At 41.2% G+C, this 16,196-nt stretch carries 13 protein-coding genes; 9 read left to right on the forward strand and 4 right to left on the reverse strand.

Going from position 1 to position 16,196, the window contains the following annotated elements; all coding sequences use genetic code 11:
• Positions 1 to 20: 20 nt before the first annotated feature.
• Entirely contained in the window at positions 21 to 743 is a 723-nt protein-coding gene (gene dnaQ / locus KCG35_RS11130; protein WP_215819769.1) for a DNA polymerase III subunit epsilon, read from the forward strand.
• 81 nt (positions 744 to 824) lie between these two features.
• On the opposite strand, the gene nhaB is transcribed toward dnaQ, so the two are convergent.
• Entirely contained in the window at positions 825 to 2,342 is a 1,518-nt protein-coding gene (gene nhaB, locus KCG35_RS11135) for a sodium/proton antiporter NhaB (RefSeq protein ID WP_215819770.1), read from the reverse strand.
• 920 nt (positions 2,343 to 3,262) lie between these two features.
• Between nhaB and KCG35_RS11140 the strand changes: the two genes are divergently transcribed.
• The 3 genes from KCG35_RS11140 to KCG35_RS11150 all read left to right on the forward strand — a co-directional run bounded on the left by KCG35_RS11140 (position 3,263) and on the right by KCG35_RS11150 (position 6,832).
• Positions 3,263 to 4,972: a FimL-related protein gene (locus KCG35_RS11140; RefSeq protein ID WP_230409143.1), complete on the forward strand. Its 1,710-nt coding sequence runs from the start codon at positions 3,263 to 3,265 to the stop codon at positions 4,970 to 4,972.
• A 59-nt stretch (positions 4,973 to 5,031) separates the two neighbouring features.
• The gene (gene nudC, locus KCG35_RS11145) at positions 5,032 to 5,865 is read left to right on the forward strand and encodes an NAD(+) diphosphatase (protein ID WP_215819771.1); all 834 of its coding nucleotides are present in this window, start codon (positions 5,032 to 5,034) and stop codon (positions 5,863 to 5,865) included.
• Between the two features lie 238 nt (positions 5,866 to 6,103).
• A complete protein-coding gene (locus KCG35_RS11150; protein ID WP_215819772.1) occupies positions 6,104 to 6,832 on the forward strand; it encodes a hypothetical protein in 729 nt (242 codons plus the stop codon).
• A 173-nt stretch (positions 6,833 to 7,005) separates the two neighbouring features.
• Here the strand turns inward: KCG35_RS11150 and KCG35_RS11155 are convergent, their stop codons facing one another.
• Positions 7,006 to 7,323, reverse strand: coding sequence for an SCP2 sterol-binding domain-containing protein (locus tag KCG35_RS11155; protein ID WP_215819773.1), 318 nt, complete (start codon positions 7,321 to 7,323; stop codon positions 7,006 to 7,008).
• A gap of 487 nt (positions 7,324 to 7,810) precedes the next feature.
• Between KCG35_RS11155 and sohB the strand changes: the two genes are divergently transcribed.
• From sohB to KCG35_RS11180, 5 genes are all read left to right on the forward strand, one after another.
• Positions 7,811 to 8,851, forward strand: a complete 1,041-nt coding sequence (gene sohB / locus KCG35_RS11160; protein WP_215819774.1) for a protease SohB — start codon at positions 7,811 to 7,813, stop codon at positions 8,849 to 8,851.
• 40 nt (positions 8,852 to 8,891) lie between these two features.
• On the forward strand, positions 8,892 to 9,893 hold the full coding sequence (locus KCG35_RS11165; RefSeq protein ID WP_215819775.1) for a YhdH/YhfP family quinone oxidoreductase: 1,002 nt from the start codon (positions 8,892 to 8,894) through the stop codon (positions 9,891 to 9,893).
• A gap of 17 nt (positions 9,894 to 9,910) precedes the next feature.
• A complete protein-coding gene (locus KCG35_RS11170) occupies positions 9,911 to 10,336 on the forward strand; it encodes a secondary thiamine-phosphate synthase enzyme YjbQ (RefSeq protein ID WP_215819776.1) in 426 nt (141 codons plus the stop codon).
• A 146-nt stretch (positions 10,337 to 10,482) separates the two neighbouring features.
• Positions 10,483 to 13,458 (forward strand): DUF3857 domain-containing transglutaminase family protein, encoded by a 2,976-nt coding sequence (locus tag KCG35_RS11175; protein WP_215819777.1) that lies wholly within the window; start codon positions 10,483 to 10,485, stop codon positions 13,456 to 13,458.
• Positions 13,459 to 13,848: 390 nt separating this feature from the next.
• Positions 13,849 to 14,382, forward strand: a complete 534-nt coding sequence (locus KCG35_RS11180) for a ProQ/FINO family protein (RefSeq protein ID WP_215819778.1) — start codon at positions 13,849 to 13,851, stop codon at positions 14,380 to 14,382.
• Between the two features lie 75 nt (positions 14,383 to 14,457).
• Here KCG35_RS11180 and KCG35_RS11185 read toward each other — a convergent pair whose 3' ends face one another.
• Both KCG35_RS11185 and KCG35_RS11190 read right to left on the reverse strand, forming a co-directional pair.
• Positions 14,458 to 15,063 carry a glutathione S-transferase family protein gene (locus tag KCG35_RS11185; RefSeq protein WP_215819779.1) on the reverse strand — a complete coding sequence of 202 codons (606 nt, stop codon included), beginning with the start codon at positions 15,061 to 15,063 and terminating at the stop codon, positions 14,458 to 14,460.
• Between the two features lie 302 nt (positions 15,064 to 15,365).
• Complete coding sequence (locus KCG35_RS11190; protein ID WP_215819780.1) at positions 15,366 to 16,133, reverse strand: hypothetical protein; 768 nt, start codon at positions 16,131 to 16,133, stop codon at positions 15,366 to 15,368.
• Positions 16,134 to 16,196: the final 63 nt, after the last annotated feature.

The following is a 16,196-nucleotide window of genomic DNA, read 5'->3' on the forward strand; positions in this document are numbered from 1 at the left end:
TTAAGTAAAGAAGAGCCGCCATGCGTATAGTTGTCTTGGATACCGAAACAACAGGTCTTGAACCCTCTCAGGGGCATCGAATTATTGAAATTGGTTGTGTTGAGTTGGAAAACCGTCGTTATACAGGACGCAGTTTTCACTGTTATATCCAACCTGACCGTGAGGTGGATGAAGGGGCTGTTCAGGTTCATGGTATTACCAGTGAGTTTTTACAGGACAAACCACGATTCCAGGAAATTGTTGAAGAGTTTGTGTCATTTGTGAAAGGGGCTGAACTGGTTATTCATAATGCTCCCTTTGATGTGGGTTTTATTAACCATGAATTCAAGCTTCTCACCACACCCTTACCTGGGGTGGATACCATATGTCAGATCACTGACAGCTTGGTGATGGCACGTAAAAAGCATCCAGGCCAGAAAAATAGCTTGGATGCATTGTGTAAGCGTTATGGTGTAGATAACTCTGCTCGGACCTATCATGGTGCATTACTAGATGCAGAGATTTTGGCAGATGTTTATCTGGCGATGACTGGTGGACAAACCATGTTGTCGTTAAGTTCAACAGATAATGATGATGGCGAAGGTGCTAGTCGTATTCACCGGGTTTCTTGTGATCGTCCACCGCTACCAATCATTATGGCCTCTGCAGAAGAGATCGATGCCCACCAGGCAAAACTACAACAGATGGCTGACAGTGGTGCGTGCTTGTGGCATGAGTTAGAAGGCACTGAAGGGCAAAGCTAAGAAAGGATAAACACACTTTACACTATGGTGTAAGTATTGTGAGTTATAACCAACCACCCTTTGAGTGGTTGGTTAGCAAGCTTAAATAAGGGTTGATACGCAGATATAACCTACCAGCGTTAATACAATCGTATAAGGTAAGGCCATAATAACCATTCGGCCATAACTCAGTCGAATGAGTGGTGCTAATGCCGATGTTAGCAAGAATAGAAATGCGGCTTGACCATTCGGTGTGGCAACGCTGGGTAAGTTGGTTCCAGTGTTGATGGCTATTGCTAATGTATCAAGGTGCTCGCGAGAAATGATGTTGGCTTTGTAAGCTTCAACGACTTCATTAATGTAAACAGTTGCTACAAATACGTTATCACTGATCATGGATAAAATACCATTTGCCAAAAAGAACATGCCAGGCTGAGCAGACTTTTCCATTTCCAGAACGGCATGAATAATGGGGGTAAATAAATGTTGATCGTGAATAACTGCAACTATGCCAAAAAAGACTACTAGAAGCGCCGTAAAGGGTAGGGCTTCTTCAAAGGCTTTTCCAAGTTGGTGCTCTTCTATAATACCTGTAAAAGCAGTAATCAAAACAATGACCAGTAAACCAATAAAGCCTACTTCTGCAATGTGAAAGGCGAGTCCAAGCACTAAGATAACACCTGCAACCGCTTGGATAATGAGGGCAGCAATGTCTTTGTTTGTGCGTTTTTCAGCTTCAACATCTGCATATTCTGTTAATACTTCACGTACAGCAATTGGCAGTGTTGCTCCATAACCAAACCAGCCGGTTTTCTCTAGAATAACCAGAGTCAAAAGTCCTGCAACTAAAACAGGCATAGTGACAGGAGCCATTCGTAAAAAGAACTCAACAAACTCCCAGTTTATTTTATCAGCAATGAGTAAGTTTTGGGGTTCACCCACCACAGTACATACACCTCCGAGTGCAGTACCAATTGCAGCGTGCATCATGAGATTACGAAGGAAGGCACGGAAGTACTCAAGGTCGGAGCGATGCAGTTCAATCACCATATCGTCTTGGTTGTGATTGTGGTCTGGGTGTTGGAGTTTTTTACCTGAGGCAATCTTGTGGTAAACCGAATAGAAGCCTACCGCGACACTAATAATGACAGCCGTTACTGTTAAAGCATCTAAAAAGGCAGACAACACTGCAGAAACAATAGAAAAGAGAAGCGATAGAACAAGTTTTGAACGTACACCAATGAGTATCTTAGTAAATATAAAGAGCAGCAGGTCTTTCATAAAATAGATACCTGCCACCATAAACATCAGGAGTAGGATGACAGGGAAGTTCTGGAACACCTCATTCTTCAGGGTCTCTGGTGTGGTTAGGTGTAAAAGCATGGCTTCGATGACGAGAAGCCCTCCAGGCTGAAGGGGATAACACTTTAATGCCATAGCCAGCGTAAAAATAAACTCTAATACTAGACACCAAGAGGTTACCGTTGGGCCAATCTCTGGGGGTAAGCCAAATAGAAGCAATGGGTTAATGACTAAAAATGCCAGAATGGTGTACTTGTACCAATCCGCTGAGTTTCCCAGAAAGTTGTGCATGAATGCACTTTTAACAGAACTAGGCATACGCTCTTCCTAACTAAATTTACTGGCCATGTTGATATACACAAACATGTTAACAACTGAACACTGCAACCAGTGGTCATAGATGCCAATATCCATTAATGCGGGGGACACTTAAGCTTTGCATGCCATGAAGGGCGTCGTTGCGAAAAGCAGAGGTGTACCACACAGGTTCAGTGACTAATCCGGCTATTGAAAATATGTGAATTCACGTAGCTGCGAATAAAGGTTAGTACACTGAATGCCATTACTGGATATGGCATGTTGCAACTAAAGATGGTTGCTTGTGGCACCGCCTCGCCTTTGGTGGTAAGACCTGCTCACCTTTTAGGTGAGTTGCTTCAGGTTAAGGTATCTGAGGTCAGATCTTACCACCAAAGGCGACACGCGCACTTTAATATAGTAAACCACTAATTTAGTGGCGATGATATAAATCAGTTTAAGGCAATGTGAGGAGAATTATAACGACTTTCTCTTGGAAAAGCAGTTTCTATCAAGAATTTCAGCAGGTAAAGCACATTGCTCATAAATAACCCACTCGCTTTTTAGGGGGTAGTTGTTATATTTAACAGAGGTATAGTAACGATTTTTGCATGAATTCATGTGTTATAAGTAGAGAGCACTTATGCAGCTATACTGCTTAACGCTGTGTTTATCATTAAAATAATGACATACTTAAAGTCATAACCCTTATGTTGATGTGTTGTTATTGGGCATAATGTAGGAGAGACTAGCATGTCTATCAGGGGAGTCAGCACTTAGCCTGAGTGGATTCGTTGCTGTTTAACAGGCATACTACGGGTGTTCCCTACTAATGCACTTAACTTGTAGTATGTTTACTACATAAACTGATTTAGACAAAGCCTGTGTTAACCCAGGTTTTTTCACGCTGTTAATACCATGATGTTTGGAGTTACTATCTGATGGCGGGTGCTTCTTCTTTAAGCTTGGTTCGTGATGAACTGGAAGCCACAATCCAGAATGCCGAACACAGTTTGGAAAGTTTTATTGAGGATCGTGAAAATGGTTCTCATATCCAGTCGTGTGTAGATTATTTGCAGCAAATTCGAGGTACGCTCAATCTTATCGAAGTGAGTGGTGCTGAGTTATTAGCTCAAGAAATGCTTGAGCTGGCTACTGATATTCCAGAGGGTGCTTCAGCTGAAAAAGACGAAACGTTGAGCGCATTGGGCAATGGCCTTTTTGTATTGAACCGTTACCTGGAGTATTTACAGCTTAATCGGAACGAAATCCCAGAACTGTTAATTACAGTTATCAATGAGTTGCGAAGTGCACGGAAAAAGGCGGCACTTCCAGAAAGTCATTTCTTTACTGTACGTCTTGATTCTTCTATTCCTCAGCCAGATGAATCGGCAGAACTGTCTTCTCAGGAGTTGGGGCAAAGTACACGTCGGCTACGTCAAATGTATCAAGTTGGCCTATTGGGGTTAATTCGGGAAGAGAATGTTTATTCCAGCGCTCGGTTGATGTCTCGTGCTTTGACGCGGCTTTACAGACTTTATGGAAAACAGTCCTTTGCCAAGTTACTGTGGGTTGGCAGTGCAGCTTTAGAGTCATTTGCGGATGCAGAGATGCAGGTAACTAAACCTAGGAAGATGCTGTTTGCATCTGTTGACCGGCAGATAAAGCGTTTGCAGTCTCCTCCAGAAGAGCTGGCAAAAATTGAGCCTCCAAAAGCGATTCTCAAAGAACTGCTTTATTATATAGCGCTTGCCACTAGTAAAGGTTCACTTGCTTCTGCAGTGCAAAAAACATTTGGCTTGCTACCGTTACCCTTTAATGATCATCGGCTTGCCGAAGAGCGTTCGATCTTGGCGGGTCCAGGTAATGAAGTTTACCGTTCTGTATCCAGTGCGATTAAGGAAGAGTTAGCCACTATTAAAGATATGTTGGATTTGCTTGAGCGAGGTGCAGGTCATACTGAGAATGACTTCTCTGATATGCGTGATAGCTTGGGCCGTTTAGCCAACACTTTAATTGTCGTTGGTTTGCTATCAGCAGCTAAATCCCTCAAAGCTCAGCAACAGGTTGTGGTGGGCTGGCAACAAGCTGGCGAGGTCCAAGACCAAGAACAATTGCTGAAGCTGGCAGATACGGTTTTATATGTAGAATCTCTGGTTTCCAGCTTAGAAAGCTCGATGGTAAAAGCCTCTCGTCATGATGCTACGCCAGGAAGCGAGTCATCAACGATGGCGAGCACTCAACTGACTGAAGCAAAAATTGTTGTGGTTGAAGAGTCACAAGCAGGGTTAGCCTTGGCGAAACGAGCTATTACCGCTTTTATGGAGTCAAACTGGGATAAGATGCATTTAGGCAATCTTCCTGCTACGTTAGATGCTGTGCGAGGTGGACTCTTCTTTTTGGGGCTTGAACGCGCTTCAGCAGTACTTGATGCCTGCAATCGCTTTATCCAGGAGCGCATTATGAAAGGTGCGGAGCCACCTTCTACTGAAATGCTTGAAACACTGGCTGATGCGCTCACTAGTTTGGAGTATTTTTTGGAAGGGATGGAAAGTACGCAGCAGGCTGCTCAGGAAGTGCTTGAACTTGCTGAAACAAGTTTGGCTGACTTAGGTTATAAAACCAATTATCAAACGGCTCCTGCTTCATAAAAAGTGTTGGCAACTAAGGTTACTGTGAACGACAACTGAAGAGCTTACAAGGTAGTATCATGAAAGTTTTGCTCGACCCTTTGCCCTTTACACCCTATGTATCTTCTAACTTATCAGCCTATACAAAGCATGTTGTGTTTATTGATGGGCAAATTGTTTGTTGCACAGTGACTCAGTCTCCGTTGTTAACCGCATCTCAATGGCAAGCATTGCAGTCAACCTTAACCTGTCAGGCTTTATCGTTTAGCTTAGCATTATTTCAGCAGCAACATGTGGCTGGACATGTGTTACCTGCTGACGCTGTTCTTCCCAAATCCTTTGAACTTATGCCTCTTAGGACCGTGCTTTTGTCGTTAGCTGCGGATGCAGCAGGATTACTGAATTATGCAATGCAATTGGCTGACTGGCATGATTTGCATCGTTATTGTGGGCGGTGTAGCCAGCCATTAGTGGATCATCCTACAGAGCGTGCCAAAGTATGTCGCTGTGGAGCAAGAAGTCGATACCCGACGATTAGTCCTTGTGTCATTGTGTTAATAACAAGGGGAGAGCAAATGTTGCTGGCTCGGGCACCTCACCACCCTGAAGGTTGGTATAGTACCATTGCCGGTTTTTTAGAGCCTGGTGAAAGTGTTGAGCAGGGGTTAAAGCGGGAAGTTAAAGAAGAGGTGGGGGTTGAAGTATGTAACCTTGAGTATAAAGCCAGCCAACCTTGGCCATTTCCTAATTCACTTATGTTAGGGTTTCGCGCTGATCATAAAGCGGGTGAAATCGAAATTGATAACCATGAAATTGTTGCCGCTGACTGGTTCAGCCCCAATAATCTACCACAACTACCTCCTCCAATTTCAATTGCACGCTGGTTGATTGATGATTTTTTATCATCGGGATGAACTGCGTTTGTTCCTTCCTACTCTCTCGTCGTCTTTTGCTTAAGAAAAGGCTTACTCTTTTCGTTAAGTCGCCATAAGAAATTTCAGATTGCTGATTTTTTTGACTAGTCTTTGACTATGCCTATTTGGTTAGGTTTTACCTGTCTATTATTCTGTTAATTTGGTGCTTATTATTTTAGCTATGATAAACACTAGTGATCTGTACAGTGCCTGTCATAAAAGGTGAAGGGATGCGACTATGATGTATCTGGCTATTGCTGGAGTCATGTGTTTTATTGCGCTACTCATGTTTTTGCTAGGATTGCGACTATTATTTTCTGTGCATTGGATTCTTGGCTGGTTGCGAGGTACGGTTGGGTTACTGGCGTTGGCAGTGAGTTTATTTTTAACGTGGGCTGCCTTAGATGTGACTGATTATGATGAACTGGCGCTTAACGAAGCGTTAGCAACAGTGCGTTTTAAAGAAAATCAGCCTAATCAATTTCAAGTCACGTTTAGTGAAACTCAAGGTGTCAGTCATTATTTGCATTTAAATGGTAGTCAGTGGCAAGTCACTATATATAGTTTAATGACAACCCCTACATTACAGAATTTTGGTATTCCTGCGGGGTTTAAGTTTGTCAAAATAGAAGGGGTTGATGACCAGCAAGTAATTAGTCATAAAATGTTGACAGAAAGCCGGTATGGACTGGATGTTTGGCATGTTTTGCAACGTTTTAGCTGGCTTGTACCACAGGTGACGGCTAAAGATTTTGTCTCAACACCGCATCCTACTAAAGCGGATGCGTTATACCGGATATCAATGACTATGAAAGGGGTTGAGGTTAAAGTATTAAGTAGTGGTCAGCAGGGAAGTAAAGTTAGTCTTCAACCAGATGAGTCAGATACAACATCATCAGAACACGTTGGGTTGCCTGAAGAAAGTTCAACGAAAGATCAATCTTCATCTGGCACTGAGTCTGAATGAACGTCTGTTACTCAATACCGAAAGTGAAGTATCTAATGTTTTATGAGGTCTGTTTGCGGGCGTAAGCCTGTATACTTTTAAGCAAGTGTACTATGCAGCTTACGCCTGGCTATATTCCTTTGTGGATTTAAAAGGAACATAAAAATAATCTTAACAATAACTGCTACGCTTCACTAACTAATAGGAAATAGTTCGCTAAGTTTCGTGGCTAGCATTACATCACCTTCTGCGCGCAAGTTGCCAGCCATAAATGCTTGCATTCCATCAACTTCCCCCGTCATGATGCCATCTAGTGTTTCAGCATTCATAATTAGAGTGACAGAAGGATCATCCGAAGGGCCATCAATGATTTCACAAGTACCTTCCTTCACAATAATGTGGTAGGTGTCACCATCTTCAATATCAAGCTGGAAAATAACATCAAGACCTGCGGCAGCCTCAGGGTTGAACTTTTCCTTCATGTCTTGGAGTGTATTAGCAACAGTTGTCATCGTCGAAATCTCACAAGGTTAGTTTATTAGTACAAAGTTTAAAAACAGAAAAACTGTTCCTTAGAAAGCATGCTTCACTATGCGTGATTTTTATTGAGCATGTAAGCCTTCCATGCTTTTAACAGAGGTATAACATAGGTTTATACCTATTAGTGTTATAGCGTGTCTGTGCTGTGTTCTCGTTCGAGTATACTGAAACTGGTGAAAACTTGTTGTTTAAAAATATTGGTGCCAGCAGATTATGCAGTTTAAGCTATGCTGTCAACCCGGAATCATACAATTGTTTGAATATGAGGGAGGGCATGCTTATGGCGTACTAAGTCGTTTTATATTTTCGAGAGGTGTTCAGTTTATAAATTGCTGAAATAAAAATACGTGGTGTTAATGCTCGGTCTTTAGGGTTGTTTTTGCTAGAATAGCGCCCTATTTTGACAAAGTTTGGCGACGTGGATGTGCTTTATCCGTTGTGTTTTATGGGAGGATAACCTTGGAATTTTTGGCTGAATACGGTTTGTTCATTGCTAAGGTCGTTACAGTAGTTGTTGCTGTATTGATTTTAGTGGCTGGCATTGTGGCAATAAATAGTCGACATAAGAAGTCAGTAGCTGGACATATTGAAGTTAAAAACTTGTCTAAACATTATACTGAAGTAAAAGATACGCTACGTAATGCGGTATTGGATAAAGAAACTTTAAAAGCATTACATAAAGAGGAAAAAAAGCAGGAAAAACAAGCACAGAAAAAGACTGATGATGAGACTGAATCACGTCGTTCTCGTTTATATGTAGTTGACTTTCATGGGGATATTAAAGCGTCTCAGGTCGATTCGTTACGAGAAGAAATCACTGCTATTCTGAGTATCGCTGAGTCACAGGATGAAGTGCTTGTACGCTTAGAAAGTGCTGGAGGTGTAGTACACGGCTATGGGCTGGCTGCAGCTCAGTTAAATAGAGTGCGTGACAAAGGTATTCCACTGACCATTGCTGTTGATAAAGTGGCTGCCAGTGGTGGCTATATGATGGCTTGTGTGGCTAATAAAATTATTGCAGCACCATTTGCTATTCTAGGTTCTATAGGTGTTGTTGCGCAGTTACCCAACTTACATCGACTGCTGAAAAAATATGACATTGATTTTGAACTACATACGGCTGGTGAGTACAAACGTACATTGACTGTTTTTGGCGAAAACACAGATCAGGGACGTAAAAAGTTTATTGATGACCTGGAAGATACTCACGAGCTATTTAAAGTATTTGTTCAAGAACATCGTCCTATTCTGGATATGGAAAAGATCGCAACAGGTGAGATTTGGTTTGGGCGTCGAGCACAAGCGGTGAGCCTGGTTGATGAGCTAAAAACCAGTGATGAATATTTAACCGCTAAAGTCGATGATGTGGATATTTATCATGTGGTGTATGAGCATAAAAAATCACTACCAGAAAAGTTGGGTATAGCCGTGCAGACAGCCGCAGACCGTTTGCTTTTACGTTGGCTGCAGACATTACAATGGGGTCGCTTTTTTTCTTAACGGCGCCGGCTGCTATTAGGTTTCTCAGTCCGGAGGTTAAATGACACAGTTTAAGGCATTATGGGTTGAAAAGGATGCTAAGCAGAATAGTTATGTCCAACGGATTGTAACACGAGACACTGCAGATTTGCCGACAGGGGAGGTGTTGATTCGTGTTCACTACTCCTCTCTCAACTTTAAAGATGCCTTATCTGCCATGGGCAATCGAGGCGTTACCAAGCACTATCCTCACACACCAGGTGTTGATGCTTCGGGTATTGTTGTATCAAGTGATCATCCCGACTGGCAAGCAGGACAAGAAGTGATTGTGACGGGTTATGATCTGGGTATGAATACACCAGGTGGGTTTGGTCAATATATTCGTGTACCTGCTCAGTGGCTAGTTCCTTTACCTGCTGGACTGTCTCTTTATGATGCAATGGCGCTGGGTACGGCTGGACTGACAGCCGCGTTATGTATTAATAAGCTGTTACGTATGGGACTCACCCCTGAGTCAGGTTACGTTTTTGTCACAGGAGCGACTGGAGGGGTGGGAAGTTTAAGTGTGTCGCTCCTTAATCAGCTTGGTTATTCTGTTGCAGCGAGTACTGGCAAGCTAGAACAAGCAGACTACTTGAGCCGGTTAGGCGCTAATATGATACTCGATCGGGAAACTTTATTTGAAGGCAATGATAAGCCTTTGCTTAAACCCCGTTGGGCGGCAGCAATTGATACAGTGGGTGGTGATATTCTGTTTAATGTGATTAAGTCGCTGCAATATGGTGGTATGGTTGCCTGTTGTGGCATGGTCGCTTCGCCTGAGTTCAGCGCCAATGTATATCCTTTTATTTTACGTAGTGTCAGTTTGCTTGGGGTTGATTCTGTTGAAGAAGCAATTAAAACCAAGCAATTAATGTGGCAAAAGCTAGCATCTGAGTGGCGAATTAAAGTATTACCAAGTATTGCTCGAGAAATACCATTAACACTTTTACCTGAATATATTCAGCAGATTTTTCGAGGTAAAGTGGTGGGTAGAGTTGTCGTTAATATGCAGTCGGTTTAAGAGGGGTAAGTCATCTCATGTGGGCACAAAAGACGATTAAGCTGCGTTCACGTCCACGAGGCTTTCATTTAGTTACGGATGAAGTACTCCAGCAGCTTCCTGAATTGTCGCATTTAAAAATTGGCTTGCTGCATTTATTTATTAAACATACTTCAGCATCACTTGCTTTAAATGAAAATGCTGATCCCACTGTTCGAGAAGATCTAGAAGTGTTTTTGAATGAACAAGTGCCTGAAGATGCACCCTATTTTCAACATATTTATGAAGGACCTGATGATATGCCAGCGCATATCAAGTCAATCATGATCGGTACATCTTTGTCTTTGCCAGTTAGCGAGGGACGGCTACAACTTGGAACATGGCAAGGTATTTACTTAGGTGAACATCGAGAAAAAGGAGGCTCCAGGCTTCTTGTTGCAACGATTCAGGGGGAGTACTTTTAGTCGTACGTAATGCGTTGACTTGTTAAGCTACACTGGCAAAACAATAAACTCTGCACCATAGTAATTATACTCAGAATATATCTATTCCTGATTAAGTGAATAGATGTATGGAGAGTGTATTTGTCATGGATTGCAGGAATTAACGCATGAGAGATTGTGGGCGGGATCTAGCAGGGTACTGGCTATGGTTTAGTCTTTTAATCAGTAGCTTGCTAAGTATCCACACTGATGTACACGCGTTACAAGGTGTAGAGTTAAGTGAAACCCCTGATTGGGTAGAACGTTATCCAGTTAATTTACCTGAACCTGTGCCGGTAGAAGAAGCCATAGGGGGGGAGTATTATTTACTGGTTGATCAGCAAACTCGTGCCATTGATACGCTACAAAACTTTTTTCACTATGCTGTAGTTGCACTGAATACACAGGGTGTAGAAAGTGTTGCTCAAATTAGTGTGACCTATGATCCTTCCTATGAGCAATTGCAGCTCCATGACATAAAAGTACATCGTAATGGTCAGTATCTTGACCGACTTCATTCTGCTGATATTAAACTAATGCAGCGCGAGTCTGAGCTCGATGCGCAAATTTATGATGGGCGCATGACTGCGAATATTATTTTAAGTGATGTACGGGTTGGTGATGTCATTGAGTACAGCTACTCAATTATTGGTCAAAATCCTGTGTATCAGAATATATTTGCTGATCGGTTGGAGCTACAGTGGTCGGTGCCTGTCTATCAGCAGTTTTTTAGGTTGCTTTGGCCAAAAAATAAGCCGTTAAATACACTGCCCGTTAATACAAAGTTAACATTGGTCCAGCGAGAATTGGATGAATTTACGGAGTATCGTTTAGAGCAGCAACAAATTTCTTCATTAACACGAGAAAGTGAAACACCTGGTTGGTATAACCCTTATCCTCGAATTTATCTTAGTGAGTTACAACAATGGCAACAAGTTGCTGATTGGGCTCGTCCACATTATCAACTTCCTACAGAATTATCATCCGAGATTCAACATTTACATAAACAAATAATAAAAGAAGGCTCCACATCTGAAGCAAGAGTGGTAAAAGCACTGCATTATGCTCAAACTGAAATTCGTTATTTAGGCATCGAGATTGGCGTGAGTTCGCATGTACCCAGTGCACCAGAAATTACACTTAATAGGCGGTTTGGTGACTGTAAAGACAAAACCATGCTTTTATTAGCATTGCTTAAATTGCAAGGTATAGAGGCTTATCCTGCGTTAGTACACTCCCGTTATCGTCATACGGTTGCTAATTATTTGCCAACGCCTAATGCGTTTAATCATGTTATTGTTTACGCTAACGTGAATAACCAGTGGTATTGGCTTGATCCAACTTTACTTTATCAATTGGATAGTTTGCAGTCGTTGTATCAGCCCGATTATGGTGTGGCGCTAGTCTTGAGAGAAGGAGAGCAAGCATTAACATCACTTGAGACAAAACCTCACGCAAAAAAGGAAGTAAAAGAATGGATTGATTTATCAGGTGGTGTGGGTGAGCCTGCGACCTATCGTATTGAAACACATTATTTTGGTAAGGAAGCTGAAGATTTTAGAGCCTATTTAGCGTTAAGTGGTAAGCAGAAAATACAACAAGAATATATTAACTACTACAGTAAATTTTATCCTTCTATACAGCCCTTGATGCCGCTAAAAATTAATAATAATAACGCTGATTTTATAGTCACTGAAGAGTTTTATGTGATACCCGAGTATTGGCGTAGAGATGAAGACACGAGTCGAACAGAAACTTATTTTTATTCTAATGCACTGTATCCTTATGTTATTAAACCTAAAATAGTTCGGCGTCAGGCGCCTTTGGTCGTGGCTTATCCTGCTGATGTTAAACAGTCAATTGAAGTGCAGTTGCCTTTTGCATGGCAAGTGGAAACTGATGATTATGATAATGATAATAGTTTTTTTCAGTACAGTGATAGTGTCTCTTATGATCATTCATTAAATACGTTAATACTAAATTATCATTATAAAAGTAAAGTCAGCTATGTGCCTCCAGATAATCTCAACGAGTATTTAAGTCTAATTAAGCAAATAGATAAACGACTGGATTACTATATTTTTCATCAGTATGAACAAAAGGGGATAACTCCCACGTTAACAGCTGAGCAAAACTCATGGGGTGGGAAGTGGCATCTTATTATCATCGCAACACTAACATTAGTATTTGCTGCATTTACTTATGCAGGTATTGAATACAGTTATGATCGACAGCTTCGATCTCCTATTTATGTCGTTAGCTTTGTAAAATTTATTACGTTAACCATATGTACATTTAATTTGTATTGTTTGTATTGGTATTGGATGAATCGACGTATCATCATGGGATCTGTAGGTTATGCTCGAGCATGTTTGATGGTATTCTTATTCCCTGTTGCATTACCTTTTCTTTATTATTCAGCTATGCATGCTAATCATCATAAATATCCCTTATGGGGATTTATGTTGGGCATAGGGTATTTTGTGCTATTAACATCTTTCTGGTGGTTACCTGCTCCTTGGAATTTTATAGCCTTGTTTTCAGGCATTTTTTTGCTGCCATTAGTTAAGCAAGTAAATAACTATGTTAAATGTTTTGAAAATGATACTCGAAGAGACCATGAGTGGCGGGCTCGACATGTACTGTTAACCGTAGTTTCCTGCTTTTTTATTATGTATCAGTTCGCTACCTATTTGAGTTTTATGCCAAGTAGTGAAGTCATTGCTGGTGATCAACTATGGAAAAAAGATTTAAAGTTTATGCATCGTAATGGTTTGTTGCGTACTGATGAGAAATTACTGTATTTTTATTCTGATGGTTTATTTTCTTTTCAGGAAGATGGGAATGCTGTGACTAATAAAAGGGTATTATCGTATTGGCGTGATGACTTGACTCAACAGCTAAATGTTGAAACTGCGGGATTCAATGAAATTACCAATATTGATGTGGATCGTCAGATGCTTAAGGATAGCACTATTATTACCGTGACTAGAACGGATGGTTCGCAATTTATTTTATTTGTCTCTCAGAAAGGGAGAAAAGACCACTTTTTCACGCAAAAGCTATTAACCCTCTGGCAGGGAGAAGGGCAAACGCCCTTATAGAAGCTTAGCGTGTACTAAGCATATCGCTTACCCTATAAAAAGAGTATTTCCCCTTTGCTGCAGGCCAGTTTTTCTTCATTGTATGTTGAAATGTAGGTTAGTTAATATTGCAATTTAATGCTATTTCTCTAACAATATTGGAGACACATGTAGTATAGTTATGGCGATACACGTTTGTAAGTAAGTCCTTAATGAGCCACATTAATCTTTTTTATTACTACAGGTTTACAGCTTTAGGATGTGAGGGGAATAACTGGGAATGAGTGAAGGTGTACCCAAAACGAAGGGTATATATCCCATAGGTAAGTGGCGCTATGGATAGTGCGTGTATATGTTGTTGGTGTATACCCTGGATAAGGGGTATATGTCCTATAAGGAATAGGAATTATTATGGTTGAAATGCAGGTAGCTGATCACCAGGTCAGGAAGATCGTTCGTAAAAAAAAGCAAGTTTTTCATGTGAACAATGGTAAAATTAAGGTTGTAACCCGTCGTAAGCGGCAAAATACAACTTCTCTCACCTCTTCTCATAAATCATCATTAGCTGACGTTTCTCAAGCAACAGACCAGAGCGTGGTCAAGAAAACTGAAGAAAAACACATCTTGCCTATACCTCCAGAACTAACATCATTACGTTTATCTGGTCGAGCTCGATCACGTTATCTTCGAGGTTATCGCAGCTATCTTTTATTAGCTGAACAATGGCCGAAGGCATTTGATATTAAATGCCCTAAACCATTAAAAGTAGGTATCAAAGAAGACTTGCTAAAGGTAACTGATGTCAGTGAAGGACAGGTTAAACAAGGACTTCGTTGGTATTGTCATCGTTCAGTGTATGAAAAAACATTAAAGCAAGGTGCTGTGCGGATAGATCAATTTGGTGAACCTGCAGGCTTAGTCTCCAAAGACGAAGCTAAAGTTTGAATCTTTGAGTTTTACAGCTGCTCACTCTTCAATGCTTTTTCTTTTGGGAGTGAGCGAAGCTATTCTCTGTGCTTATTACAGAAAGTGGGTGTTAGTTTGAATGTTATTGGTCTTTGGTTGAGGTGGGGAAATGAAGTTAGGCAGTGTTTGCATGCGACTGACCCATTTTAGAATGTGTGGGTAGTCTTTGAATATTGCATCCTCAATGCCAGTAGCGGTTAGTAAAGGGTAGCAAGCGATGTCAGCAATCGTTGGGCGATGTCCAATTAACCAGCTCGCTATTTCCAGTTGCTGTTCTATCAAACTAAGCCCAACATCTAAATGCTGCCACTGTTGCTGTATAGTTAAATGATGGTTAGCGCGAGGTAGCCAATCGCCTCTAGCAATGTTGAGCCACTGATTAACACGGGCTAGCGCGGGAGGTGTTGATGGCATCCATAACTCGCTGGCATAGGCTCGACTTAGGTAGATAAGCATGGCACTCGTTTGGAATAACTTTAACGTGCCATCATGCATAACAGGCATTGCACCTAAGCCATTAGCCGCCCAGGACGCATAATGTTGTTCGTGTTGAGGTGCTTCACCGAAAGGACGTTGCCTGAAATTAACGCCCAAAATCGACATCATTAAATGAATGCTATAAGCATTGAGAGAATCTTCGCAGCTAAAAAAAGTGACCATATTAGCCTCTACCTTTGAGACTTAATTCAAGACAAATACTCAGCATTGAGTATTAGTAATAAAGCAAATTACTATAAAGTTAAGCTTTCCAGCAATAATATGTGTTACATAACCTGCTTAGCTTAGGTTGATCACCTTAGTGTTAGTATACTACAAGTGTTTTTCTTCTATGAGAAATTATCGTCATAAAACATAGGTTATTGTCTAGCCTAGCTATAATGCGGCAGTCCTTGTTAATGGTTATTTACTTTTAGTTATGATTGGTTGCTTGCATAAATAGCGAAAATGAGATTACTTATTTTTCAAGTACAAGCACCCGCTTGGAGTAAGCCTTGAAAATGGGTTTTGGGGACAATTAACTTAAGTGTTGGCGGTTCTTCCTGTTGGCTGGGATGCATAGGTTGTAAATAAGGGGATGGGTGACAGTATTTATTGTCCACTTGTTGGAAGCGGCTGTTTTTGTTCCAGCGTAAGCAGTTACTATGGTTTTTAATAAATAACATGCCCTTTTGGTTCCAGGTTAGATCTTTAGGTTCCAGCTCAACTAAGGACAAATCCCAGGCAGGTGTTGTATATTCGGCAATGAGATTTAAATTCTCATCAAGGAGTTGTAGGCATTGCTCACAGCCAATGCTTAGCCGAATATCTTTTACTGTGAACTCTCCCGTTTTTGTTAATAAAATAGGATCGCCTTCAGTAGAATAACCTACTACAGCAACATGGTCTAAGTCTGAGCAGCCGAGGCCCTGAGTAAAAATAGCCTTCGTTATATGATAGCGTTTGGTTTTTTTATCATTTGGAAGTGTGCCACGAACAGGGAATGAAACCAGTGTGTAACTGGGGGTTAGCATGGCTTCTCGTTCAATATAGTCATCCCAGTCAACAGAACTTAAGTTTAGAGACATGGTTACACACTCGGGAAGATGAGCGGGGCATTCTGCCAGTAAGACGAGAGGTTCAGTCTTACCTGCTGTTGCTTGAAAAGAAAGTGATAACCCTGCAAGAAGTCCTGTAATCCATGTAGTAAAGATGGTTAGTGGTTTAAGTGAGGGGGCTGGGTTATTTGTCATACGAAACCTTTTGCATAAAAAAATAAACTTGCCGTATAAAGTGGTTGTTTAGCAAGTTATTTT

The sequence above is a fragment of the Zooshikella harenae genome, from assembly GCF_018837975.1.
GTDB lineage: Bacteria > Pseudomonadota > Gammaproteobacteria > Pseudomonadales > Zooshikellaceae > Zooshikella > Zooshikella harenae.

Coding starts and splice junctions, on each gene's coding strand:
- dnaQ (WP_215819769.1), top strand. CDS start 21: ATGCGTATAGTTGTCTTGGATACCGAAACAACAGGTCTTGAACCCTCT.
- nhaB (WP_215819770.1), bottom strand. CDS start 2,342: ATGCCTAGTTCTGTTAAAAGTGCATTCATGCACAACTTTCTGGGAAAC.
- KCG35_RS11140 (WP_230409143.1), top strand. CDS start 3,263: ATGGCGGGTGCTTCTTCTTTAAGCTTGGTTCGTGATGAACTGGAAGCC.
- nudC (WP_215819771.1), top strand. CDS start 5,032: ATGAAAGTTTTGCTCGACCCTTTGCCCTTTACACCCTATGTATCTTCT.
- KCG35_RS11150 (WP_215819772.1), top strand. CDS start 6,104: ATGATGTATCTGGCTATTGCTGGAGTCATGTGTTTTATTGCGCTACTC.
- KCG35_RS11155 (WP_215819773.1), bottom strand. CDS start 7,323: ATGACAACTGTTGCTAATACACTCCAAGACATGAAGGAAAAGTTCAAC.
- KCG35_RS11165 (WP_215819775.1), top strand. CDS start 8,892: ATGACACAGTTTAAGGCATTATGGGTTGAAAAGGATGCTAAGCAGAAT.
- KCG35_RS11170 (WP_215819776.1), top strand. CDS start 9,911: ATGTGGGCACAAAAGACGATTAAGCTGCGTTCACGTCCACGAGGCTTT.
- KCG35_RS11175 (WP_215819777.1), top strand. CDS start 10,483: ATGAGAGATTGTGGGCGGGATCTAGCAGGGTACTGGCTATGGTTTAGT.
- KCG35_RS11180 (WP_215819778.1), top strand. CDS start 13,849: ATGGTTGAAATGCAGGTAGCTGATCACCAGGTCAGGAAGATCGTTCGT.
- KCG35_RS11185 (WP_215819779.1), bottom strand. CDS start 15,063: ATGGTCACTTTTTTTAGCTGCGAAGATTCTCTCAATGCTTATAGCATT.
- KCG35_RS11190 (WP_215819780.1), bottom strand. CDS start 16,133: ATGACAAATAACCCAGCCCCCTCACTTAAACCACTAACCATCTTTACT.